Annotated in this window: 15 protein-coding genes; all 15 read left to right on the forward strand. The window is 73.7% G+C overall.

Annotated features, from left to right (window positions below):
- Nucleotide 1: 1 nt before the first annotated feature.
- The 15 genes from EI169_RS03325 (at nt 2) to EI169_RS03395 (ending at nt 23,976) form a co-directional block, all read left to right on the forward strand.
- Nucleotides 2–1,135, forward strand: a complete 1,134-nt coding sequence (locus tag EI169_RS03325) for a serine/threonine-protein kinase (RefSeq protein WP_125130993.1) — start codon at nt 2–4, stop codon at nt 1,133–1,135.
- Complete coding sequence (locus tag EI169_RS03330) at nt 1,135–7,086, forward strand: Ig-like domain-containing protein (RefSeq protein WP_125130995.1); 5,952 nt, start codon at nt 1,135–1,137, stop codon at nt 7,084–7,086. Before EI169_RS03325 ends, EI169_RS03330 begins: the two co-directional genes overlap by 1 nt.
- A 43-nt stretch (nt 7,087–7,129) precedes the next feature.
- Nucleotides 7,130–8,095 (forward strand): MoxR family ATPase, encoded by a 966-nt coding sequence (locus tag EI169_RS03335; RefSeq protein ID WP_125130997.1) that lies wholly within the window; start codon nt 7,130–7,132, stop codon nt 8,093–8,095.
- Nucleotides 8,092–9,474: a DUF58 domain-containing protein gene (locus tag EI169_RS03340; RefSeq protein WP_125130999.1), complete on the forward strand. Its 1,383-nt coding sequence runs from the start codon at nt 8,092–8,094 to the stop codon at nt 9,472–9,474. Before EI169_RS03335 ends, EI169_RS03340 begins: the two co-directional genes overlap by 4 nt.
- Complete coding sequence (locus EI169_RS03345) at nt 9,471–11,960, forward strand: transglutaminase domain-containing protein (protein ID WP_240640582.1); 2,490 nt, start codon at nt 9,471–9,473, stop codon at nt 11,958–11,960. Before EI169_RS03340 ends, EI169_RS03345 begins: the two co-directional genes overlap by 4 nt.
- Nucleotides 11,957–13,462, forward strand: coding sequence for a DUF5684 domain-containing protein (locus EI169_RS03350; protein ID WP_125131001.1), 1,506 nt, complete (start codon nt 11,957–11,959; stop codon nt 13,460–13,462). Before EI169_RS03345 ends, EI169_RS03350 begins: the two co-directional genes overlap by 4 nt.
- Nucleotides 13,463–13,469: 7 nt before the next feature.
- Entirely contained in the window at nt 13,470–14,075 is a 606-nt protein-coding gene (locus tag EI169_RS03355; RefSeq protein ID WP_125131003.1) for a hypothetical protein, read from the forward strand.
- Between the two features lie 97 nt (nt 14,076–14,172).
- Nucleotides 14,173–15,258 carry an RDD family protein gene (locus EI169_RS03360; protein WP_125131005.1) on the forward strand — a complete coding sequence of 362 codons (1,086 nt, stop codon included), beginning with the start codon at nt 14,173–14,175 and terminating at the stop codon, nt 15,256–15,258.
- Nucleotides 15,255–19,733 (forward strand): FtsK/SpoIIIE domain-containing protein, encoded by a 4,479-nt coding sequence (locus tag EI169_RS03365; protein ID WP_125131007.1) that lies wholly within the window; start codon nt 15,255–15,257, stop codon nt 19,731–19,733. Before EI169_RS03360 ends, EI169_RS03365 begins: the two co-directional genes overlap by 4 nt.
- A gap of 164 nt (nt 19,734–19,897) precedes the next feature.
- Nucleotides 19,898–20,185: a WXG100 family type VII secretion target gene (locus EI169_RS03370; protein WP_125131009.1), complete on the forward strand. Its 288-nt coding sequence runs from the start codon at nt 19,898–19,900 to the stop codon at nt 20,183–20,185.
- Between the two features lie 66 nt (nt 20,186–20,251).
- The gene (locus EI169_RS03375) at nt 20,252–20,545 is read left to right on the forward strand and encodes a hypothetical protein (protein ID WP_125131011.1); all 294 of its coding nucleotides are present in this window, start codon (nt 20,252–20,254) and stop codon (nt 20,543–20,545) included.
- Nucleotides 20,542–21,897, forward strand: a complete 1,356-nt coding sequence (locus EI169_RS03380) for a hypothetical protein (protein ID WP_125131013.1) — start codon at nt 20,542–20,544, stop codon at nt 21,895–21,897. The genes EI169_RS03375 and EI169_RS03380 overlap by 4 nt, the downstream gene beginning before the upstream one ends.
- 26 nt (nt 21,898–21,923) lie before the next feature.
- Entirely contained in the window at nt 21,924–22,517 is a 594-nt protein-coding gene (locus EI169_RS03385) for a hypothetical protein (protein ID WP_125131015.1), read from the forward strand.
- Nucleotides 22,514–23,368 (forward strand): hypothetical protein, encoded by an 855-nt coding sequence (locus EI169_RS03390; protein WP_125131017.1) that lies wholly within the window; start codon nt 22,514–22,516, stop codon nt 23,366–23,368. Before EI169_RS03385 ends, EI169_RS03390 begins: the two co-directional genes overlap by 4 nt.
- Nucleotides 23,365–23,976 carry a hypothetical protein gene (locus EI169_RS03395; protein WP_125131019.1) on the forward strand — a complete coding sequence of 204 codons (612 nt, stop codon included), beginning with the start codon at nt 23,365–23,367 and terminating at the stop codon, nt 23,974–23,976. Before EI169_RS03390 ends, EI169_RS03395 begins: the two co-directional genes overlap by 4 nt.
- The last annotated feature ends 216 nt before the right edge of the window (nt 23,977–24,192 follow it).

The following is a 24,192-nucleotide window of genomic DNA, read 5'->3' on the forward strand; positions in this document are numbered from 1 at the left end:
GTTGCCCACACGCCTGCCCGCCGCGCCTCCGATCCTCCCAGGCCTGGCGTACATCCGCCCGCTCGGATCCGGCGGATTCGCCGACGTCTTCCTCTACGAGCAGGACATGCCGCGCCGCAGCGTCGCGGTGAAGGTGCTCCCGAGCGACGTGCGCGACCCCGATCTCCTGCGCATGTTCAACGCCGAGGCCGACGTGCTCGCGCACCTCTCCGCCCACCCGTCGATCGTGACGGTGTACCAGGCCGGCATCTCCGCCGACGGCCGCCCCTACATCGTCATGGAGTACTGCCCCGGGTCGCTCGCCCAGCGCTACCGCGTCGAGCGGATGCCGGTGCCCGAAGTGCTCGCGATCGGCGTGAAGATGGCGAGCGCTCTGGAGTCTGCGCACCGCGCCGGGCTCGTCCACCGCGACGTGAAGCCCAGCAACATCCTCATCACGACCTTCGGGTCGCCCGTTCTCGCCGATTTCGGCATCTCCTCGTCGCTCGCGCGGCAGGGCGCCGACGAGGTGCTTGCGATGAGCGTCCCGTGGAGCGCGCCCGAGGTCGTCGCCGAGCAGACCGCGGGCACCGTCGCGACGGAGGTGTGGAGCCTCGGGGCGACGGTGTACTCGCTCCTAGCCGGCCAGAGCCCGTTCGAGCGTCGCGAGCGCGGGCAGAACACGCGCGATCATCTGCGGCGCCGCATCGCGCGGGCGGCGTACACCGACATCCCGCGCGCCGACGTGCCCGCGTCGCTGCAGTCCCTTCTCGCGCGCTCCATGAGCCGTGATCCGCGCGAGCGGCCCGCGAGCGCGCTCGAGGTGGGAGAGGCCCTGCGCGGCGTGCAGGCGGAGCTGGGTCTTCCCGTGACGCCCCTGGAGGTCGCGGTCGACGAGTGGACGCCCGCAGCGCGCGGCGTCGACTTCGCCGACACGTCGCTGCGCGGGCCGGTCCGCTCGCGCGTCGAGCACAGCGGACGACGCAAGACCCGCACCGCCTCCGGCGTCGCGGCCCTCGCCCGCGACGAGGACACCGACATCTCCGGCCGCGACCGCCGCGCGGCGGCGGCCGTCCCGTGGCTGCTCGGCGCGGCCGCTCTGGTGGCGGCGGGCGCGGTGGCGGTCTCGGCGCTGTTCGCCACGGGGATCCTCTGATGCGGCGCCGCACGATCGCCGGCATCGTCGCCGGTGGATGCGCCCTCGCGCTCGTGGTGGGAGTCAGCATCGTGTGGCCCGGGCTCGATGCGCAGGACACCCCCGAGGTCGACGCCTCGGTGTGGGCGCTGCAGACCGGCGACGGGCGTCGCTACGCCCGCGTGAACACCGCGATCGGCGAGTTGGACACCGTCCGCAGCGTGAGCAATCCGAGCGCGGTGGCGCAGTCGCCCGCGGGCGCGTTCCTCTTCTCCGACAGCTTCAGCAAGCTCACCCGCATCGACGAGGCGCTGCCGATCGACCTCGACGAGGAGCGGCTGCGGCAGTCGGACTCGACGCCGTCGGGCACGACCGATGTCGCCACGGCGGGCGATTACGTCGCCTACCGCACCGACGCCGGCGCCGTGTACGCGGGCCGTCTCTCGGCCGGGGATGCGGCGCAGGTGGCCCCGCCCGGATCCGACGACGAGGACGACGCGGCTTTCACCGCACAGGCCGTGGCCGTGAACGCCGACGGCGAGCTGTTCGCCTATTCGGCCGCGGACGCCGCTGTCGTCCGCTTCGACATCGCCTCGGGCCAGGAGCGCGGTCGCGACGGTGTGACGGGGGAGGTCGCCTCACCCGTGCTCACGGCCGCGGGCGACACGTGGGCGCTCGTCGACCGCGACGACGGCGAGGTGCGCGTGCGCGGACGCGACGACACCGCGACGGTCGAACTCACCGGCGACATCGTCGTGAGCGCGCCGGCGACCGCCGGCGACGCGGTGTACGTCGCGGGGGAGACGGGCCTCGTCCGCGTCGGGGTCGACGGCTCGGTGACCACCGAGGTCGACCGCGGCGCGACGGTGCTGGGCACGCCCGCCGTGCCGGTCGAGCGCGACGGCGACGTGTACGCGGCGTGGCTCGCGGGCGCGGATGCCGGCGGAACGCTGTGGAGCTCGCGCGACGGCGAGACGGCGCTGGACTACGGCCCCGACGGCGAGCTCGGCGACGACCGGCGGCCGGTGTTCGTCGCGACCGACGACGCGATCATCCTGAACGAGACCCGCAGCGGCTGGGTGTGGACGGTGCCCGACGGCCGTCTCGTGCCCTCGAGCCAGGACTGGAGCCTGGACGACCGCACCGATCCGGCCACGGTGCAGAGCGACGAGCAGGTGAGCGTCGTGATCGACCCGAAGCCCCCGATCGCCGAGCCGGATGCGTTCGGGGTGCGGGCGGGGCGCCTCGCGACCCTTCCCGTGCTGCTGAACGATCACGATCCGAACGAGGACGTGCTGAGCATCGATCCGACCTCGGTCACGGGTCTGGATCCCGGATTCGGCGCGGTCAGCGTGACCGACGACGGCCAGCGACTCGCTGTGCGGGTCGACCCCGCCGCATCCGGCAGCGCCACGTTCTCGTACGCGGTGACCGACGGCACCGCCGCCGACGGCCTGCGCTCGGAGGCGACGACCGTCACCCTCACGGCGTCCTCCGGTGAGGGCGCGCCGCAGTGGTGCGGCGTGGACCGCTGCCTGACGCCGTGGCCGGCCCCCGAGGTGGCACGTGGCGGCACCGTGACGGTTCCGGTGCTCTCCGGATGGGTCGACCCCGACGGCGACCCGCTGCTCCTGCTGTCGGTCGACAACCCGTCGGGCATCGGGACGGTCGCCTCCACGCCGTCGGGCGATGTCGTCTACCAGCATGCCGACGACGGATCGGGCGGCGAGCAGCTGATCGAGCTCGGGGTGACGGTGGCCGACACCGACGGGCAGACGGCGACGAAGTCCCTGGTCGTGCGGGTGCGTCCCGATCCCGCGCTCGCCGTGCAGTCGTTCGCCGTGGTCGACACGGTCGACGCGGGGCTCACCGTCGACGTCGCCCCCCACGTCACCGGCACCGCCGGCACGCTGTCGCTGTCGTCGGTGCGGGTGCTCGACGCCGCCGCCGCCACCGCGACGGTCGTCGGGGGTTCGACGTCGTTCGACTTCGCCGCGTCCGATCCCGGCACGTACCGCGTCGGATTCACGGTCACCGACGGCGCCACCGAGGCCACCGGCACGGCCAAGATCACGATGCTGCCGGCAGACGCACCCGCGCAGCTGGCCACGTCGCCGGTCGTGGCGTTCGTGCGCCCGCAGGAGGACGCGACGCTCGACGTGTTCGCCGCGGTGTCGAACCCCACGCGCCGCGTCCTCCTGCTCAGCGACGTCGTGGCGACCGCCGACGAGGGCGCGTCGCTGTCCGTCGACGCGGTGGGGCAGAACGACCTGCGGGTCTCGGGCACGACGGCGACGGGGGCGGCCGGACGTCTCGGCACCGTCACCTACACCGTCAGCGACGGCACCCAGGATGCGGGTGCGCGCGTCAGCGGCGAGGCGACGGTGTATCTGCTGCCGCCCGCGCCCGAGCTCGCGCCGATCGCCGTCGACGACGCCGTCACCGTGCGCGCCGGCGCCCAGGTGGACATCCCGGTGCTCGGCAACGACGTGTCGCCCGCCGGCGGACGACCGACGCTCGATCCGTCCTCGATCCGCTCATCGACCGCGGATGCGCTCGCCTTCTCGTCCGGCGACGTGCTGCGCTACCTCGCTCCCGCCGAGCCGGGGGAGTACGCCGTGGACTACTCCGTCTACACGACGGGCTCCCCCTCCCTCGTCAGCACCGCGACCGTGCGGATCGCGGTGCTGGCCGACGAGTCCAACCGCGCGCCCGTCCCCGATCGCCTCGAAGGTCGCGTGCTCAGCGGCGGCACGACGACGATCGAGTTCGACGGGTTCGGCATGGATCCCGACGGCGACGTCGTGACGCTCGACCGGATCGTGTCGCAGCCCGAGCGCGGCTCGGCGGCGATCTCCGCCGACGGTGCGTCGATCGTGTACTCCGCGCTGCCCGGCGACAGCGGGCAGGTCTCGTTCCGCTATCGCGTGGTCGACGCCGCCGGCGCCACCGGCGAGGGGACCGTGCGCATCGGGATCCTCGACGCCGAGGCCAATCCGAGCCCCATCACCTTCACCGACTATGTGCAGGTGCAGGCCGGCGCCGACAACACCATCCGTGTCAGCCCGCTCGCGAACGACATCGACCCCACCCAGGGGCGCCTGGAGCTCACCGACGTGCGGCCCGACCTGCCCGAGACGTTCGCGGACGACGGCAGCGCCAACCCCGAGTACGCGCGCCTGGCCGAGCAGATCCGCACCGTGTCGACGTCGGGCGTCGAGATCGCCGCCGGCACGGCGCCGGGAACGATGTCGTTCCTCTACGACGTCGCCTCCGACTCCGGCAACACCGGCCGCGGCCTCATCGTCGTGAAGGTCGTGCGCGAGAGTGTGCCGGACTACCCGATCGTCGCCGACACCGTGCTCACGGCGGAGAACCGCGACGAGTTCGCCCGGGGCGTCGACGTGCTGACCGGCAAGGCGACGTGGTCGCGCGGCGACGTGGGCGATCTCACCATCAGCCTGTGGGGAGAGCCGGACGGCGTGCGCCTGGACGGGCGGGAGCTGAGCGGCGAGCTGCCCGCGACCACCCGGATCATCCCGTTCGCGATCACGGGCGAGGTCGGCGACGAGGAGATCACCACCTACGCGTTCCTGCGCGTCCCCGGCGACGACGACCTCGCGCTGGCACTGCGGGCGGGCACGAGCGCGCGCGAGGTCGATGAGCTCGCGGCCACGACGTTCGACATGGCCTCCCTCGTGGCGCTGCCCCGCGGCGCCGCGCTCGAGGTCGGCGACGACCTCAAGGCGTCGGGCGCACGCGCCGAGGCGTCGTGCACGGTCGAGTCGGGCACCACGGTCCGCTACGACGCGGGCGCCGGCGCCCCGTGGACCGACGCGTGCGTCGTCCCGGTGCGCCTGGCCGGCAGCGAGGACTGGACGACGCTGTCGGTGCCGATCGCGGTGATCGCGCGCGACCCCCAGCCGGAGCTGCGCCCCGCCGCCCTCACGGTCGGTCCGGGTGAGACGGCGACGTACGACCTGCGCGACATGACGACGTGGCAGCTCGCGCGCGCCGACTGGGACGGCATCCAGTACTCGCTGGACTACGGCGGCGGCGCGTTCGACGTGTCGCTCGCGGGCACGGTCGTCACCGTCGTCGGCAAGGACCGTGCCGTGCCCGGCACCGAGACCGCCGCGGTCGTCGGCGTCACGAGCCACACCGCCGTGACCCCCGCGCGCCTCGTGCTGCGGGTGGGCGCGGCACCCTCGACGCTGCCGCAGGGTGGCTCGGTCGCCCAGCAGTGCTCGCAGGCCGTGGGCGGTGGGTGCGCGATCGGCGTCATCGGCGCGAGCGGCGAGGTCAACCCGCTGCCGCGCACGCCGCTCGAGGTCGTCGACGTGCGGCCCATGGGCGCGTGCGTGGGCGTGAGCTTCCGCGTCGCCTCGCCCACGAGCGTGGCTGCGTCGTGGACCGCGGATGCACCGGGCGCGACGTGCACCGCGAGCTTCTCGGTGCGCGACGCGCAGGGCCGGGTCACCGCATCCGAGCGCGACGGGCGCATCCTGCTCGACCTGCAGGGGTATCCGAAGGCACCCGCGAGCATCCGGCAGACCGCCTACGCGGATGGCGCCGTGACGCTGCGGATCGATCCGGGCGACGCGCGGCTGGCGTACCCGGGACTGTCGGGCTTCGTCGTGCGCTCGGGCGGTGCGGAGGTGGCCCGATGCGCGAGCGACGGCGTGTGCCCCGTGATCGCGGCGCCCAACGGCGAGCAGCGCGTGTACGAGGCGTGGGCGGTGAACGGGGTCGGCGAGTCGAGAGGAAGCGTCCGCACCACCGCGTGGGCGTACGACACCCCCGCCACACCGTCGTCCGTCACGTGGACGCCGAAGCCGAACGGCGACGAGGGCGGCGTCATCGCGCTCTCGATCGCGGGCATCGACAGCGCCGAGACCGGCTACATCCAGATCGCGAGCGCGACGGGTGAGACGCAGAACGTCACCATCCGCCCGGGCCAGGACCGCGTGGATGTCGATCGCTACCGCGTGGGCACGAACTCCCGCACCGACGTGACCGTCACGGCGTTCTCCCGGTTCACGCTTCCGCCGGGGCTCGGCGGACGCCCCGCGGGGGAGGCCGCGGTCGTGCAGGCCAACGGCGTCGGCGCGCCGCAGAACCTGTCGCTGGCCCTCACCTCGGTCCCCTCGGGCGACGGCACCGTGCGCATCGACGCCGTCGTGACGGCGCAGCCGAACGGCACGGGGTCGGACGTATGGTTCGACGTCGTCCCCGCCGACCGCGCCTGGCAGTGCGACCCGCGCGCCGGCGGCAGCACCGAGAGCTTCCCGGGGCAGCGCGACGGCGAGGAATACAGCTTCGTCGCGTGCGCCGAGTCGCACTTCGGCGGGAACGGCGGCTTCGGCGAGGCCCAGGTGCAGCAGGCGGTGCGCGCCGACCAGAACAGGGCGGCGCCCACCGGCTACACGTTCCACGTGGGCGCCCGCCCCGAGATCGACGAGCAGAACCGCGTCGCGCGGTGGCGCATCGACCGCATCGACGAGGGCAGCGCGCCGCCGCGCAACAATGACGTGCTCTACGAGAACTGGGGTCCGGGCACGGACGTGTTCGAGCGCGACCCGCAGATCAAGGTCTACTTCCAGCACCGCTTCTGGGGCACGCAGTCCGAGCGCGGGCAGGTGCAGCCGCAAGCCGGGAGCGCGCCCTATCAGGTGCAGGCGCGGTGGGCCGTGGCCGCGTGCCAGGGCGGCGGCCGCCTCTCGATCAGCCAGTCCTCGACGGACGGCGCCGCCACGATCACGCCGGACTGGTCGCGCGTGCGCTACTTCGACGCGCAGGGGAACGCCCTCCCCACCAACGCCGACGACCCGCGTGCCGTCCCGGCGCTCGCCGCCTCCGTCCGTGACATCGGCCTGACCGTCGCGTGGGGCAAGTGGGGCCTGAACGACGCCACCGGCATCAGCTTCGGCGGCGACTGCACCCCCGCCGTCTCCGCGCCCACGACCCCCTGACCGCCCGCACCGCCCCCGCACCATCGAGAAGGACACCGCACCCATGACGATCACCCCGGAGCAGGCCACGTGGTTCGCCCAGACCTTCTCGCAGATCGCCGACAACGTCGAGCGCGCCGTGCTCGGCAAGCGCCGCGTCGTCGAGCTCGTCCTCACCGCGATGCTCAGCGACGGTCACGTGCTCCTGGAGGACGTGCCGGGCACGGGCAAGACGTCCCTCGCGCGCGCGATCGCGCAGTCGGTGCAGGGGACCAACACGCGCATCCAGTTCACGCCCGACCTGCTCCCCGGCGACATCACCGGCATGACGGTCTACGACCAGAAGACCGGCCAGTTCGAGTTCCACGCCGGACCGGTGTTCGCCAACATCGTGCTCGCCGACGAGATCAACCGCGCGAGCCCCAAGACGCAGTCCGCGCTCCTGGAGGTCATGGAGGAGGGGCGCGTCACGATCGACGGCGTCACGCGGCCCGTGGGCGACCCCTTCCTCGTGCTCGCGACGCAGAACCCCGTCGAGCAGGCCGGCACGTACCGCCTGCCCGAGGCGCAGCTGGACCGCTTCATGATGCGCACGTCGCTCGGGTACCCCGACCACGCCGCGACGGTGCGGATCCTCGACGGCGCGCCGCTGGCGACCGCCGAGCTCTCCCCGATCATCACGCCGCAGGCGCTCGTGGGGATGGCCGACCTCGCCGCGGAGACCTACGTCGACGCCCTCGTGCTGGACTACATCGCGCGGCTCGTCGACGCGACGCGTTCGGCCGACGAGGTGCGACTGGGCGTCAGCATCCGCGGAGCGCTCGCGCTCACGCGCGCGACCCGCACGCGGGCGGCGTCGCTCGGCCGCACGTACGCGACGCCGGATGACGTCAAGGCGCTCGCCGTCGCGGTGCTCTCGCACCGGCTGATCCTGCACCCCGAGGCCGAGTTCGACGGCGTCATGCCGGAGGCGGTCATCGGCCAGGTGCTCCTCGACGTCGCCCCGCCCGCGCAGCGCGAGGCCGTATGACACCGCCCTCCGCCCCGTCCAGCCTCACCGAATCGCGCCTCACGCGCACGTCGGCGGCCACCGCGTCGCGCACGTCGCTGACCACGACGATGTCGTCGCGGCGCCCGAGCCCGCTCGTGCGCTCGGTGGTGTGGACGACGCTCGCGTGGCGCGCCGCGGTCCGCGCCATGGTCGCCGCGGCGACGTGGGCCGGGCGCACCGTGCGGCCGGCTGGGGCTCTCGTGGCCGCCGCGGCGAGCGCGGGACTGATCGCGGGCATCGCGTTCGGGTGGGTGGAGTGGATGGTCGCGGGCGCGATCGCCCTGCTGCTGATCGTCATGGCGGTGCCGTTCCTCTTCGGCGCGCGGGCCTACGAGGTCGACCTGACGCTCGCGCACGAGCGGATCATCGCGGGGCAGACGCTCGCGGGCGAGATCGTCGTGCGCAACGACGGGCGCCGCATCGCCCTGCCCGGGCGCCTGGACATCCCCGTCGGGCGCGGGCTCGTGGAGTTCGGCGTGCCGCTGCTGCGACCCCGGCACACCGTCGCGCAGCCCCTGGAGATCCCGGCCCTGCGTCGCGGCGTCGTACGCGTGGGCCCGGTGACGACCGTCCGCAGCGATCCCATCGGGCTGCTGCGGCGCGAGCACGCGTTCGCCGACGTGCACGACCTGTACGTGCACCCGCGCACCGTCGCGCTCCCGAGCACGAGTGCCGGCCTCATCCGCGACCTCGAGGGCGCGCCCTCGCGACGGATCGTCGACGCCGACATGTCGTTCCACGCGATCCGCGAGTACGCGCCCGGCGATGCGTGGCGGCAGGTGCACTGGAAGTCGACGGCCAAGACCGGGCAGCTCATGGTGCGCCAGTACGAGGAGTCGCGGCGCTCGCGCATGGCGGTCGTGCTGGGCGCCGCGCAACAGGAGTACCTCGACGACGACGAGTTCGAGCTCGCCGTGAGCACCGCCGCCTCCCTGGGTGTGCGCGCGGTCCGCGACGCCCGCGATCTCGATGTCGTGACCGGCTCGGAGATCCCGCGCGTCGTGCGCGGTCGTCTCCGCGCGATCCGGCACCTGCCGACGGTCACGCCCCGCACGCTCCTCGACGGCTTCAGCGCCGTCGACCGGTTCGAGAACACGATGCCGGTCGAGGACGTGTGCCGGCTGGCCGCCGAGACTCGCGACCGGCACTCGATCGCGTACGTCGTCACGGGCTCGCTCGTCGAGCTCGGTCGCCTGCGCCAGGCCGCCCTCGCCTTCCCGGCCGATACGACCGTCGTCGCGGTGCGCTGCGACGAGCGCGCTCACCCGCGGATGCAGACCGTCACGGGCCTCACGGTCCTCACCGTGGGCACGCTCGACGACCTGTCGGGGCTCCTGCTGCGCGGAGCGTCGACGTGAGCCCGCGCGGCGAGGACGGCGGCGCGCGACGCGTGCTCGGCGGATCCGTGTACGTCGCGGTCGGCGTGGCGCTCGCCGCCGTCGCGGCCTGGCCGATCTACGCGTCGGCGTCGTTCGCGCTCGCGGCGGGTGTCGGGGCGCTCGCCGGCGCGGCGGTCGTCGCCGTCGCGACGTGGCGCCGGTGGGGTGCGGGAGCGATCGCCGCCCTCCTCGCGGGCGTGTTCGTCCTGGCGAGCGTGCCCCTCGCCGTGCCGGCGCGCCTCGGCGGTCCGGCCGACCTCCTCCGCGGCCTCGGAGAGGCCTTCGCCGGTGTGCTGTTCGCGTGGAAGGACCTCGTCACCGTCGACCTGCCGGTCGGGGCGTACCGCAACCTCCTCATCCCCGCGCTCGTGGTGTTCCTCGTCGGCACGGCGGTCGCCCTGCGGCTGGCGTGGCGCGCCGACCGGTGGGCGACGGCGGCGGTGCCGGTGGTGCTCGCCATGCTCGGCTTCGGACTGTTCTTCGGGCGGACCGCCGTGAGTGCGCCGCTCGTGCTCGGCCCGCTCACGTGGTACGCGCCGGTGGAGACCGTGCTCGGCGCCGGTGGACTCGCGGCCGGGGTGCTGTGGCTCGCGTGGCGCAGTCGCGACGAGCGGCTGCAGGCCCTCGCACGCGCGACCGCGGCCAGCGGGGTGCGGATGTCGCGACGGCCCACGCGCACCGACCGGCGGCGCGTGGCGCTCGGGGCGGGGATGCTCGTGACCGCCCTCGTGGCCGCGGTCGCCGTCGTCCCGTGGGCCGCGCGCGGTGCCGACCGGGACGTGCTGCGCTCGGCGACCGGCCCGGATCGTCAGCTCGCCGCGGCGGTGAGCCCTCTCGCGCAGTACCGCACGCTGTTCGAGGACGAGCGGGCCGACGCCGTCATGTTCCGCGTGAGCGCGGAGCCCGGCGCGGCGCCCGAGCGCATCCGCGTCGCCGTGCTCGACGCGTACGACGGCGAGACCTTCCGTGCGGGCGCGGACGGCCCGTCGACGCCCTACGTGCGGGTGCCGTCGGTGCGGGATGCCGGCACCGGATCGGCGGTCGGCATCCGCGTCGAGATCGACGCGTGGGACACCATCTGGACGCCCACCGCCGGGCGGCTCGCCTCGGTCTCGTTCGACGGCGACCGTGCCGCCGCGCTCGCCGACCGCTTCTACTACAGCGCCGCCGACGACGCGGGGGTCGACGTCGCCGGCGGCGGCCTGCGCACCGGCGACGCCTACCGCCTGCGCGCCGTCGAGCCGGCCCTGCCCGACGTGTCGGGCCTCGCGGCCCCCGGCGGCGACCTCGGCGGCGTCGAGCCGCCCGAGAACCTCCGCGCATGGGTCGCGGAGCACGCCACCGGCAGCGGCGGCGCCGCCCTCTCCGGCCTCGTCGACCTGCTGCGCGAGCGCGGCTACCTGAGCCACGCGCTGAGCATCGACGCCGCCCAGCCGCCGTCGTGGGTCGCCGAGCGCCCCGGGTACGCGTTCCAGCCGAGCGCCGCCGGCCACTCGCTCGCCCGCGTCGACCAGCTGTTCGCGCGCCTCCTGGAGCGCGAGGGCGACCCGCGGGCCGCCGCATCCGGCAACTACGTGGCCGCCGTCGGCGACGACGAGCAGTTCGCCGTCGCCGTCGCCCTCATCGCGAAGGAGCTCGGCTTCCCCGCGCGGGTGGTGCTCGGCGCGCGGCTGAGCAGCTCCGACGCCGCCCTGCCGACGTGCGAGGACGGCGTGTGCCGCGGCCGCGACCTCGCCGCATGGACCGAGGTGCGCGACGATGACGGCACGTGGGTGCCGCTGGACGTGACGCCGCAGGCCGAGCAGTCGCCGAGCCTCGAGGTGACGCAGCAGCGCGATCCCGAGAACGTCACCGAGGTGCGTCCGGACGCGGTGGACGAGGTGGTTCCGCCGGAGCCGGTGCAGGAGGACTCCGCCCGCGACGACGACGGCCCGGACGCCGGCGGCTGGGATCTCGCGTGGCTGTGGCCGGTCGTCCGGATCGGCGGCATCGTGCTGCTCGTCCTGGCCGTCGTGCTCGGCCCCTTCCTCGCGATCCTCGCGGCGAAGGCCGCCCGCCGCCGGGCGCGGCGCCGCGCCGCGCCGGTGTCGGCGATCGCCGGCGGCTGGGACGAATACGTCGACGCGGGGGTCGACGCCGGGCGTCACTCGCCCCGCGCGGCCACGCGCGGAGAGATCGCCGCGGCCTTCGGCACGGCTTCGGGCGCCCTGCTCGCCGAGCGGGCCGATCGTGCGGTGTTCTCGCGCGAGAGCACGAGCGAGGCGGATGCGGCGGAGTTCTGGCGCATCGTCGAAGAGGAGCGACGCGCCATGGCGCGCGAGCGCGGAGTGTGGCGGCGCATCCGCGCGGCCGTATCGTTGAGGTCGTTCGTCCGGGTCGTGGCGCCGCAGGCGTCGCAGCGGGTGATGCGCATCGTCGAGAGGGGGAGGCGCCGGGCCGGCGGCCGCGGGCGCGAAACGTCATGAACTCGGATTCCGTCGGGCTCCTCCTGGGGCTGATGACCTTCGTCCTGATCGTCGTCCTGTACGTCTGGCAGTCCCTCGCGCTCGCGGCGCTCTTCCGCAAGGCGGGGGAGCAGTCCTGGAAGGGCTGGGTGCCGATCCTCAACCAGGCGACCGTGCTGCAGCTGGGCGGATTCTCGCCGTGGCTCATCCTCGTCGCGCTCATCCCCGGTGTCGGCGGCATCGTCGCGTGGGTGCTGCTGATCGTCGCCGCCCACCGCATCAACCGCGACTTCGGCTACGGCGCCGGCATGACGGTGCTCGCCGCTTTGCTCTTCATCATCTGGGCCAGCGTCCTGGGCTTCGGGTCGGCGCGGTGGATCGGCGCGGGCGCCGCGCCGACTCCCGGGCCCGCGCGGCGCGGTCCCGACGCCAGTCCGTTCGCGGCGCCCGCGCCCGCCGCCGTCGCGCCGCCGGCGGCTGCCCCGCACGCGCCCGAGACCGCGCGTGTGACGCTCCCTTCGCCCGCGGCGGGTGCGGCCGCGCCCGCGGCGTCGGCGTGGGCGCCCGCTGCCGCGCCGTCGTTCGGCCCGTCCGCGGGGCCGCCTCCGATCCCGCCCCGCCCGCTGCCGACCGTCGGCCCTGCCGCGGCGGATCCGGCCGACGACGATGCCGTCGACTCCGGCGACCGCGTCGCCGGACGAGCGCCATCCGCCGCGCCCGCCGCACCGGCGCCGATCGCGCCGATCGCCTCGGTGCCGGGCATCCGCCCGTCGCTGTCCGGGCCGAACGGAGCCGAGACGCCCGTCGCGCCCGTCCACGACGTGCCGGCGCCTGCTGAGGCCCCGGCGTCGCCGCAGCCGGATGCGGCGCCGGCTGCCGGTGCCGACGCGTCGCGCGAGCCCGAACCCGAGCCGTGGGCACCCCCGCCGCCCGCGCTGCGCTCGCCCGCGCCCGCCGCCGCGGACGACACGTTCCCGGAGCTGTCGGAGGCGATCTCGGCGGTGGCCGGCGCACCCGATGCCGGAGCGCCGCGCTCGGCGCGCGCGTCTGTTTCGGCGCTGTACGCGCAGCCGGAGATCCCCGCGGACGCGCCGGCCGCGGCCGCATCCGTGGACGACGACCGCGCCGACGACACGGACGATGACGACCTCGAGGCCCTCGATCGCACCGTCATCGCGCGACGCCGTCGCATCCCGTGGGCGCTGATCCCCCCGGGCGGGTCTCCGATCGAGCTCGCTTCAGACGTGGTGATCCTCGGCCGGCGGCCGGCGGCCGACCCGGCGCATCCGGGCGCGCAGCTCATCGCGATCCCCGACGAGACCCGTACCGTGTCCAAGACGCACGCGCGGCTCGAGCTGCGCGGCGACACATGGTACGTGACCGATCTCGACTCGACCAACGGCGTGCTCTTCGCGACGCTCATGGGCACCGAGGTGGAGGCGCAGCCCGGTCAGGAGATCGAGGCGGGCGACCGCTTCTTCCTCGGCGACGCGGAGGTGCGGCTCACCCGGAGCGACGGATGACCCGGCCGTGAGTGCCGGCGACGACGCCGACGACGTCACCCTGTGGGCCGGTCGGCTCCGGCCCTGGCCGGCGGCCGACGCCCCGGCCCCGGCGATCGTGCCCGCCGATCCGGCGACGCCCGACGAGGGGACGCGCCTCGTGCGCCGCCGACGGAGTGGCTCGGGGTCCGAGTCTGCGGAGGATCCGCGGCCGAAGACCGAGCCCGTCGCCCCGCCCCCCGACGACCCCGCTCCGGATGCCGCCGTATCCGACGAGGCCGCCGCATCCGAGGGGCCCGTCGAGGAGACCGTGCTCCGGCGCACCCAGCTGCGCGCCACGACCTCCCCGCCGACGACGCGCCGCGCCGCACGCCCCGCGACCGCTCGCGCCGCCGAGCCCGACGCGTACGTGCCGGACCCCGCGGCGCGCGAGGTGTACCGCCCCCGCGCGGCCGAGCCCGTCGTCGTCGAGCGTCGGGCGCCGGAGCCGCCGCGGGCTCTCGCTCCGGAGGACCCGCCTCCCGCGCCCGCGCGCGCATCGCGCCGACTCCCCGTCGTGCTCCTGGTCGCGGGCATCGCGGTGATCGTCGCCGGCGGAATCGTCGGAGCGCTCGTGCTCGCGCTCTTGCCGTGACGCCGCGCGCATAGGGCCCGCGAGGGCGCGTCGTCAAGCACGCGGTCAGCCCCCGGGCCTTTGCTACGGTCATGTCGGAAGCTCTCGAGGGGGATCGATGACCGCAGCCGCCGAGGCGCCCGTGCGTCCCGACGACGACCTCGGCGACCCCGCGTTCGCCGCACGACTGGGGGTCGTGTCCGCCCGGCCCGGCGTGCGGGTGTGGGCCTTCGTCATCGACGCGCTCGTGTGGCTGCTGCTGGCCGCCCCCGCGGTCCTCGGCGCGATGCTGCTGACCGGCGGCGACGTCTCGTGGGGCCCGGTGACCCTCCTCGCCGTCGGGGCCGCGGCGCCCAGCGTGTTCGCCCTGCTGCAGCTCGTGCTGCACGGCCGGCGGGGCGTCACCGTCGGCAAGGCGTCGATGCGCCTGCGCTCGGTCTCGGTGCGCGACCTCGGCCGTCCCGGGTTCTGGCGTGTCGTGCTGCGCGCCCTCGTCCTCGCGGCGAGCTCCCTCGTCCCCATGATCGGCCCCGTCATCCTCCTGTCCTCGGGCCTGTGGGACCGCGAAGGCCGGGGACGCAGCATCCTGGACCGGATCGGCGGATGCTGGCTGATCGACGCGCGCGCCGGACTCGACCCGTTCGACCAGCGTGCGCTGCGTCGCGCCGTCCGCGAGCTCGAGCTGCCCCTGCGCGAAGTCGCCGAGGCGCTGCCGTCCCTCGCATCAGGCGCCGCCCTGGAGACCGACCGACCTGCCGCCGCGGAACGGCGTTCGCGCGCCGCGGTCGTGGGCCTCGCGGGCGGTCCATGGAGCGAGCCGCCGCCGCCGGCGCCCGACGGACTCATCGCGGATGTCCCGCGCCACACGCACCACCTCGTCTTCGAGGACGGCTCGACTGTAGCCGTTCCCGAGTTCGGCCTGCTCGGTCGCGCGCCCGAGCCCCCCGTGGGCCGGACCGCCGACGTGCTGCTCACGCTGGAGGACCCGCAGAAGCTGCTGTCCAAGACGCATCTGGCCTTCGGCGCCGACCCGCGCGGTGTGTGGATCGCCGATCAGGGATCGAGCAACGGCACCGTCGTGATCGCGGCCGACGGCACCGAGACCACGCTGGTCCCCGGCGCGCAGGTGGGTCTGGAGCCCGGCAGCGTCGTGCGCGCGGGCGGCCGCATGTTCCAGGTCCGACAGGGGAGCCCCACGGCATGAAGCTCAAGCTCGCGCTGCGCCGCGAAGCCGCGCCCGAGGTCGACGTCATCGTCACCGCCGACGCCACGGCCACGGTCGAGGACGTCGCCCGTGCGCTCGTCGACTCGTCCCGCGTCTCGCCCAGCGTCACCCCGACGCTCCTGGTCGCCCCGGCCGGCGACGATCCCGTGCAGCTGGACCCCACCTCGCTCGTCGCCGACGCCCCCGTGGGCTCGGGCTTCGACGCCACGGTCGTCGCCGCCACGGCGGAGGCGTACGCGGCCAGTGGCGGCACGGCGGCCGTCATGCACATCCTCAACGGCCCCGAGGCGGGCCGGGTCGTGCCGCTGCCCTACGGCACGTCCATCATCGGCCGCGCGGAGCCCGCGCAGGTCGTGCTGCGCGACGCGATGGTGTCCAAGCGCCACGCCCGCGTCGAGATCGACCAGACGATCGAGCTCATCGACCTCAACTCCGCCAACGGGCTCGTCGTCGACGGCGGCGTCGTGCCGCGCGTGCGCACGCGCCCGGGTCAGGTCGTCACGATCGGCGGCACCGACGTCACGTTCGTCCTGACGCCGCGTGAGGACGACGGCGTCGCCGAGCGGGTGTTCGAACGTGGCGGCAGCCTGCTGTTCAACCGCTCGCCGCGCGTCGAGAAGCGCTATGCCGGTCACGAGCACCGGCATCCGGTCATCCCGACCGAGGCCGATCCGCGGCTGTTCCCGTGGCCGATGGTCGTCGCGCCGATCCTGCTCGGCCTCGCGCTCTTCGCGGTGATACAGCGACCGACCTCGCTGCTGATCGTCTTCATGGCCCCGATGATGATGCTCGGCAACTTCATCGGCCAGCGCACGCAGCAGGGCAAGAAGCTGCGACTGGAGATCGACACGTTCGAGCGGCAGCTCGACGAGCTCGAGGAGGCGCTCCTCGAGGAGGCGACGATCGAGCGCGAGCGCCGACGCCAGGAGGCGCCGCCCACCGCCACGATCTACGACGAGGCGATGCGGCTCGGCCCGCTCATGTGGACGCGGCGCCCCGAGCACTGGAACTTCCTGTCGCTGCGGCTGGGCACCGGCACCGCGCGCAGTCGCAACACCGTGCAGGAGGCGACCGACCAGCGCGGCATCGCCGAGTACGCCGACCGGGTGAACGCGCTGCGGACGCGCTTCGCGAACATCGCCGACGTACCGCTGGTCGAGCTGCTGCCCTCGGCGGGCGCCATCGGCGTCGCGGGCGGCAAGGCGGAGGTCGCCGACGTGCTGCGCGGGCTGGGCGTGCAGCTGTTCGGCCTGCACGCGCCGAACGAGGTCATCACCGCGGCGATCGTCGACCCGGCGTGGACCGACGACGTCGAGTGGATGAAGTGGCTGCCGCACACGACGAGCCCGCAGTCGCCGTTCGCCGAGATCGCGCTCGCCGACAGCCCGTCCGCGGGCACCGTGCTCCTCAACGCGCTCGAGGGCGCCGTGCTCGAGCGCCTGTCGGGCACGCCGACGCCGAAGGGGCCGCTCGCACCGCAGGACACGTCGATGGAGCTCGGTAAGTCGGTGGGCGACCGCCCCGTGGAGCGCGCGAAGGACACCGGCGACGTCTCCCTCGTGCTGTTCGTGACCAACGACGCGCCCGTCGACCGCGCGCGGCTCACGCAGCTGATCGAACGCGGCCCGGACGCCGGCGTGTACACGATCTTCGTCGCGCCCACCGTCGAGTCCCTCCCGGCGGCGTGCCGTACGTTCGTCGACGTGACCGGCGGGCTCGACGACGCGGTCGTCGGCTGGGTGCGCGCGGGCGAGCGGGCCGAGAACGTGCGGATCGAAGGGGTCTCACGCGAGTACGCGGAGCACTTCGCCAAGCGCATGGCGCCGGTCGTGGATTCCAGCTCGGTCGCGCCCGACTCGTCCGACCTCCCCTCCAGCGTGTCGCTCCTGCGGCTCATCGGCACCGAGCGCGCGGAGGACACCGGCGCCGTCATCGAGCGGTGGCGGCAGAACAACTCGATCATCGACCGCTCGCGCGGTCCCCGCCCCCGGCTCAAGCGCGCGGGCACCCTCAAGGCGTTCATCGGGCAGGGGAGCCCCGACGCGATGTCGCTCGACCTGCGCACACAGGGCCCCCACGCGCTCGTGGGCGGCACGACCGGCTCGGGCAAGAGCGAGTTCCTGCAGACGTGGGTGCTCGGGATGGCCGCGGAGTACAGTCCCGACCGCGTCACGTTCCTCTTCGTCGACTACAAGGGCGGCTCGGCCTTCGCCGACTGCGTCGACCTGCCCCACTGCGTCGGCCTCGTGACCGACCTCAGCCCGCACCTGGTGCGCCGGGCGCTCACGAGCCTGCGCGCGGAGCTGCATCACCGCGAGCACCTGTTCAACCGCAAGAAGGCCAAGGACCTGCTCGAGCTGGAGAAGCGCCAGGACCCCGAGACGCCGCCCGCGCTCGTGCTCGTGATCGACGAGTTCGCGGCCCTCGCGACCGAGGTGCCCGAGTTCGTCGACGGTGTCGTCGACATCGCCCAGCGCGGCCGCTCGCTCGGCATCCACCTCATCATGGCCACGCAGCGGCCCGCGGGCGTCATCAAAGACAACCTGCGCGCCAACACGAACCTGCGCGTCGCGCTGCGCATGGCGGATGCGGCGGACTCCACCGACGTGCTCGGCGACGACGTCGCCGCGGGCTTCGACCCGTCGATCCCCGGGCGCGGCGTCGCCAAGACAGGGCCCGGTCGTCTCGTCCCGTTCCAGGCCGCGTACGCCGGCGGATGGACCACCGACGAGCCCGACCGCGCCCAGATCCGGGTCGCCGAGCTGCGTTTCGGCTCCATCACGGTGTGGGAGAACGACGACGACCGCGAGGCCGCCTCGGACACGCACGACGCGGACCTCGGCCCGAACGACCAGAAGCGGCTCGTCGCCACCGCCGTGGCCGCCGCATCCGAAGCAGGCATCCCCGCGCCGCGCCGCCCGTGGCTCGACGACCTGGCCACGACGATCGACCTGCGCGACCTCCCGCTGGAAGGCGACGCCCGCATCCCGCTCGGCCTCGCCGACATCCCGCAGCGCCAGCGGCAGGAGGCGGTGTACTTCGAACCCGACACCGACGGTCACATGCTCGTCTACGGCACGAGCGGGTCGGGCAAGAGCGTCGCGCTGCGCAGCATCGGCATCGCCGCCGGTGCACGGCCCGACCTCGGCCGCGTGGCGGTCTACGGGCTCGACTTCGGCACCGGCGCGCTGCGCTCCCTCGAGACGATGCCGCACGTCGGCTCGGTCGTCTCCGGCGACGACGCCGAGCGCGTCCAGCGCCTGCTGCGCACCCTCCGCGGGGTGCTCGACGACCGGAGTCGCCGATTCTCCGAGGTCAACGCCTCCACGCTGTCGGAGTACCGGGAGCTCGCCGGACGCCCCGACGAACCGCGCATCGTGCTCCTCGTCGACGGCTTCGGCGTGTTCAAGCAGGACTGGGAGACGGTCTCGGCGCGCGCGCCCTACTACGCCGTGTTCATGCGGATCCTCGGCGAGGGCCGCCCGCTCGGCGTGCACATCGTCGCGACGGCGGACCGCTACGGCTCCGTCCCCACCGCCGTCAGCGCGAACGTGAGCAAGCGCATCGTGCTGCGGATGGCCGACGAGGGGTCGTACTCGATCCTCGGCGTGCCGAAGGACGTCCTGAACGAGCGCAGCGTGCCGGGCCGGGCCATCGTCGACGGGCTGGAGACGCAGATCGGCGTCGTCGGCGGCACGACCAACGTGGCCGAGCAGAACGCCGCGGCGCAGGAGTTCGCCGAGCGTCTGCGTGCCGCGGGCGCGCCCGAGGCCGAGAACATCGGATCGCTGCCGACCGATCTCGATCCCGTGCGCCTGCCCGACCGCGTCGACGACATGCCTGTGCTGGGCATCGCGGACGACACCCTGGGCCCGCGGGGCTTCGAGCCGATCGGCACGTTCGTCATCGCCGGTCCGCCGCAGAGCGGCAAGACGACGGCCATGCGGGGGCTGATCACGGCGATGGAGCGCTTCGACCCTGCGGTCCGGATGCTGCACATCGGCGGACGCCGTGCCGTCCTGCGCGGCTTCCGGCCATGGCAGCGCACCGCCTCGTCCCCCGAGGACGTGCGCGCCCTCGCGAAGGAGCTCAAGGACATCGTCGCCGACGAGACCCTCACGACGCGGCTGATGATCGTCGTGGAGAACCTCACCGAGTACGCCGACACCGACGCCGAGCGTCCGCTGAAGGAGCTCTTCCAGGCCGTCAACCGCAGCGACCACTTTCTCGTCGGCGACGGCGACGTGTCGCAGTTCACGAGCAGCTACGGCCTCGTGGGCGAACTGAAGGCGTCGCGGCACGGCATCGCCCTGCGTCCCGAGACCTATGACGGCGACGCGCTGTTCAAGGTGCCGTTCCCGAAGGTCCAGCGTCATGAGTTCCCGCCCGGTCGCGGCCTGTTCGTCGAGAACGGCCGATCGGTGCTCGTGCAGCTGCCGCTCGTCGGTGAGTGACCGCACTATCCCCATGTCGGCTGGTGCGGCCGGCCGGTGCACGGGACGTCCCGCACTATCCCCAGGTGTGCGCGCAAGCCCTGATTCGGACCGCCGGTCTTGATTAGGATCGGTGGCGGCCGGGGGAGAACTCTCCGGTATCCCCTGAGACGGAAGGATGTGCTGTGTCGGATTTCAAGGCCTCGTACGGCGAGATGGAGTCGATGGCGGGAAAGCTCGACTCGGGTCGTGAGGAGATCGGCGACGTGCTGCGTCGCCTGAAGGACGACGTGGACCGCCTCCTCGGCGACGACTTTAAGACGCAGCACGCGTCGGGCAAGTTCGGCGAGGGGTACACGGAGCTGACCACGGGTCTGGAGAAGGCCATCGAGGGCATCTCGGACATGGGCGAGTCGCTGCGCAAGATGATGCAGGCGATCAAGGACACCGACCAGGCACTCGCCGGCAACTGATCATCCGATGACCGTGGGCGCGCCGGAGGGTGCGCCCACGGTCTCGTCCGGCGAAAGGAGTGGCGCGTGTCTGATGCGGGGATCGACGTCGATCTCGAGGACCTCGGGACGATGCGGGACAACCTGGCGAAGTTCATGGCCGAGTTCGACGATCTCGGCGACAACACCGACAAGGTCGAGGACGCGGTCGGCCGCCCGGCCGGCGACGGTCGCCTGCGCTCGAAGGTGGGCGACTTCGAGTCGGGGTGGAACGGCAACCGCGAGACCATCCGCGACTCCCTCGAGAACGTGCACGATCACCTGAAAGAGTTCATCGAAGGCCTGCAGAAGCAGGATCAGGCATTGGCGAGCGACGGATGAGCTACACCGGAGGGGGACTGAGCTCCCCGAACAAGCACTACGTCCTGACCGAACTGGACGGCGATCCCGACGACATCGAGTCAGCGGGCAACAGCTACAAGACGATCGGCGAGCAGCTCGAGTGGACGGCCACCGAGCTCGACAAGCTGTCGTCGGAGGAGCGCTACACCGCGAAGGGTCTCGACGCGATCCGCGAGTCGGCCGGCGAGCTGGCCGGTGAGCTGCACAAGGTCGCCAAGCGGTACTCGGGCACCGGCCCCGTGCTCGTCACGTACTCCGCTGCGCTCCGCACGGCCCGCAGCCAGACCGTCGACCCCCTCGTCTCGAAGATTCAGCAAGCGCATCAGGCGCATCAGCAGGCGCAGGAGAAGCTCGACGACGCCCACGACAAGGCCGACGACCTCGATCACACGATGCCGTGGGAGGACGACCCCACCGACGCGCAGAAGGCGGCGGCGGCCAGCGCCGTCAGCGACGCGGAGACGGCCGAAGGCACGGCGGCCAGCGCGCTCGACGACCTGTGGGTGTCGTTCGAGAGCGGGTACGGCGCCTGGGAGAGCGCGTACGACGACGCCGTATCCGGCGTCGAGCATGCGCTCGATGCGTCCGGCATCAACGACTCGTGGTGGGAGGACCTGCTCGACGGCATCGCGACCGTGGCCACGATCCTCGGCACGATCCTCGTCATCGCCGCCCTCGCGATCACCGGTCCGATCGCGGCCGTTCTGCTCGCGGTCGCGGCCGCCTTGAGCGCCATCGCCCTGATCGCGCACCTCACGATGATGGCGTGCGGATCCAAACGCGTGAGCATGACCGACATCCTGTTCGACGCGATCGGCGTCGTGCCGTTCCTCGGCGCCTTCGGCAAGGGTCTGCGCGCGGGCCAGGGCTTCGCGGGCGCCTTCCGCGGGGCCCTCGGGATGGGTGGTGCGACGCGGGCCACGATCACCGCCGGCCGCAACGCCGTGGCATCCGACATCCGGAGCATCGCGGGGGCCGGCGGACGCTACGGCGGGCGCGCCGCCCGTGAGGCGCGCGCTCCCGGCATCGCCGACGACTTCCTGAACTCCGTGACGTCCAACTGGGGACGCAGCACGTGGAACGCGCTGCGCTACGGCGGCACGCGACTCGACGGACAAGCGGCCACGCTGGCGGAGCGCATGGCCAGCGCCTGGCCCGGCGGCCGGATCGGTCCTGCCAGTCGCAACTGGCTGGGAGATCTCGCCAACCCCGGACCGCTCCTGCAGGGCACCAACGTCTGGAACGCCGGCTACGGCGTCTACCAGTCCGCGCAGGGCCTCGGTGTACCTCTGCCGGACATGCCGGACTTCGTGCCGAACCCGTTCCGATGACCGCGATCAAGGGGAAGGCCTGACCCGTGCCTGCCGTGCCGTTCACCACGCCGTACGACCCGGACCGCTGGATCCACGTGCCGCTGGACTACGTCGACAGCCCCTGGGCGGACGCCGGTGAGTGGGCTGCGTGGGTCGCCGATGCCGCGCTGCGGGATCGGGAGGGGGGTGAGGCGGTCCGCGACGCCGTCCGCGAGGAGGCGCTCTCGGTCGCCCTCTTCCCCGCCGAACACGTCTCCTTCCGCTTCTGGCACTATCCGAACGACGCCGAGCCCAGCGGGTTCGCCGACATCTTCGTCCAGGCCCGTGAGGACGACGGCACGTCACCCGCCGACCTGCTGCCCGAACTCGCGATGACGGCGGTGACGCCGGCGCTGACCGACGTCGAGGCGGCCGGTCAGCGTGCGGCGGTGCGGCGCCTCTCGCTCGGGGTCGTCGCTCGGCCCGGCACCGACGGAGAGCCGATGCTCGTCCCGAAGGCGGAGTACCTGGGTGTCACTGCGGGCTGGGTGACGTACGTGCTCTCCGTGGACTTCGACGTCAACGCGCTCGAGGGACGCCTGGACGATCTGGACGCACTCTTCGCGGGCATCGAGTTCGCGTCGGCGACCGCTTCATGAGCGCGGTCGACGCGGCCGCGCGCGCCCGCATCGAGCGACTCGTCGACGCCGCCGACTACCGCGACGGCGAGAGCGCCCTCGCCGACGCATCCCGCGTCGCGTTCCTCGCCGCGGTTCCCGGAGCCGAGCGCGACCGCGAGGCCACGCGGCGCGCGGCGGTCGAGCAGTGCAACGCCCGGCGCGGCGCGACCGCCGCGGCCTCGCGGGACGCGAGGACCTGGCACCGCGTGCTCCTCATCGCCGCGATCGTGCTCGCGGCGCTCGCCGTGGCGCTGGTCGCCATCAGCCCGCGCACCGGCGGCCCCGCGCTCGAGCTTCAGGTCGGGATGCCGTTCGCGGGTGTCATCGCCCTGATCTCGGTGGGCATCCTGTGGTGGCTCGAGCCGCTGCGCGCCAGCGGCGCGCTGTGGGGCGCGGCAGCACCCGCCCGCATCCACCTGGTCGTGGGCATCCTGCTCCTGCTCTTCGCCGCGTCGGTGCCCGCCTTCCGCTGGTCCGAGGTCGACGACACCGACCCGTGGCCGGTCGTCCTCGGGCTGGCGGGATTCGTCGTCGCGGGCGTCGGCGCCATCGTGCTGTACGTGCGTGCCCGCCGCGCGGGGACAGCTCCGACCGCGCCCTCGATCGGGTCGGGGCTCGCCGACCCCGCCGACACCACGAGCGTGCTCGACGCCCTCGACCGGTGGTGGGCGCAGCAGGAGCCGGTCGCCGAGCGGCACCGCAACGACGTGATCGCGGTTCGCGCACTCGTCCTGGACTACCTCGTGCGCACGCGTCTCGCCGACGAGCGGCGTGCGCGTGCCGTCGGCGCCGATCCGACACTCGGCCCCTGGAAGGAGCGGCGACCGTGAGCACGCTGCGCGAAGAGCTGACCGGAGCCGTCCGGCCCACCCTCTATTCCATCCTCCTCCCGCCGGGATGGCGGAAGGTGGCGCCCGCCGAGCTCGCGAGCGAGGACGCCGCGGCGCCGTCCCTCGCGGCGATGCGCGCGGCAGGTCGCCCCGAGCTGATCCTGCAGGTGCGGGGCATGCTCTCGCGGTTCCGGGCCGCGCTGCGCGACTCGCGGGCGTTCGACGCCTACCTGCCGCCGGCCGTCGACGGCGTCATGCTGCCGGCGGGCCTCTTGGTGGCCCCGTTCGTGCTGCCGAGCGGTGTCGACTGGGACGCGGCCGCCTCGCGCATGGCGAAGGGCGCCGAGGTCGAGCGGCCCGAGGGCACCGAGACGTCGATGCTGGTGTGGCGCCGCGCCGAGAAGGTGGCCGATGACGCCGCGACGCTCGTCGGCCGTACCAGCCACTACCTCGTGCCGGTCGACGAGCCGGACACGCGTCGGGCGCTGCACTTCCAGTACACGGTCCTCGTGGCCGACTCCGCACAGATCGCGGATGCGGTCGACACGCTGGAAGGTCTCGGCGACCTGATGATGGCGACCATGCGGTGGCGCCCGACCCCTGCGTGACGCCGCCCGAGGATGCAGCCCGAGACGACGTGGAGCGCCGTCGCGGGTCTTCGTCGCGGAGGGGGTCATCCGGCCGGGCGTCGCGCGGCGCCTTCGACGCAAGGGGGCGCACGCCGTGTGGGCGGGCGACGCGAGCTGATCGCGCTGCATCCGCTCGTTTGCCCGCACCCCGAAAAGGCGCGTATCATTGAGCGGGTGTGCGTTCACGCGCGCCGT

Source organism: Microbacterium sp. 10M-3C3 (genome assembly GCF_003931875.1).
Lineage (GTDB): Bacteria > Actinomycetota > Actinomycetes > Actinomycetales > Microbacteriaceae > Microbacterium.

What these genes read in the sequence shown, in the direction of transcription:
- EI169_RS03350 (WP_125131001.1), top strand. Translation starts at nt 11,957, where the DNA reads ATGAACTCGGATTCCGTCGGGCTCCTCCTGGGGCTGATGACCTTCGTC.
- EI169_RS03365 (WP_125131007.1), top strand. Translation starts at nt 15,255, where the DNA reads ATGAAGCTCAAGCTCGCGCTGCGCCGCGAAGCCGCGCCCGAGGTCGAC.
- EI169_RS03330 (WP_125130995.1), top strand. Translation starts at nt 1,135, where the DNA reads ATGCGGCGCCGCACGATCGCCGGCATCGTCGCCGGTGGATGCGCCCTC.
- EI169_RS03335 (WP_125130997.1), top strand. Translation starts at nt 7,130, where the DNA reads ATGACGATCACCCCGGAGCAGGCCACGTGGTTCGCCCAGACCTTCTCG.
- EI169_RS03380 (WP_125131013.1), top strand. Translation starts at nt 20,542, where the DNA reads ATGAGCTACACCGGAGGGGGACTGAGCTCCCCGAACAAGCACTACGTC.
- EI169_RS03340 (WP_125130999.1), top strand. Translation starts at nt 8,092, where the DNA reads ATGACACCGCCCTCCGCCCCGTCCAGCCTCACCGAATCGCGCCTCACG.
- EI169_RS03390 (WP_125131017.1), top strand. Translation starts at nt 22,514, where the DNA reads ATGAGCGCGGTCGACGCGGCCGCGCGCGCCCGCATCGAGCGACTCGTC.
- EI169_RS03360 (WP_125131005.1), top strand. Translation starts at nt 14,173, where the DNA reads ATGACCGCAGCCGCCGAGGCGCCCGTGCGTCCCGACGACGACCTCGGC.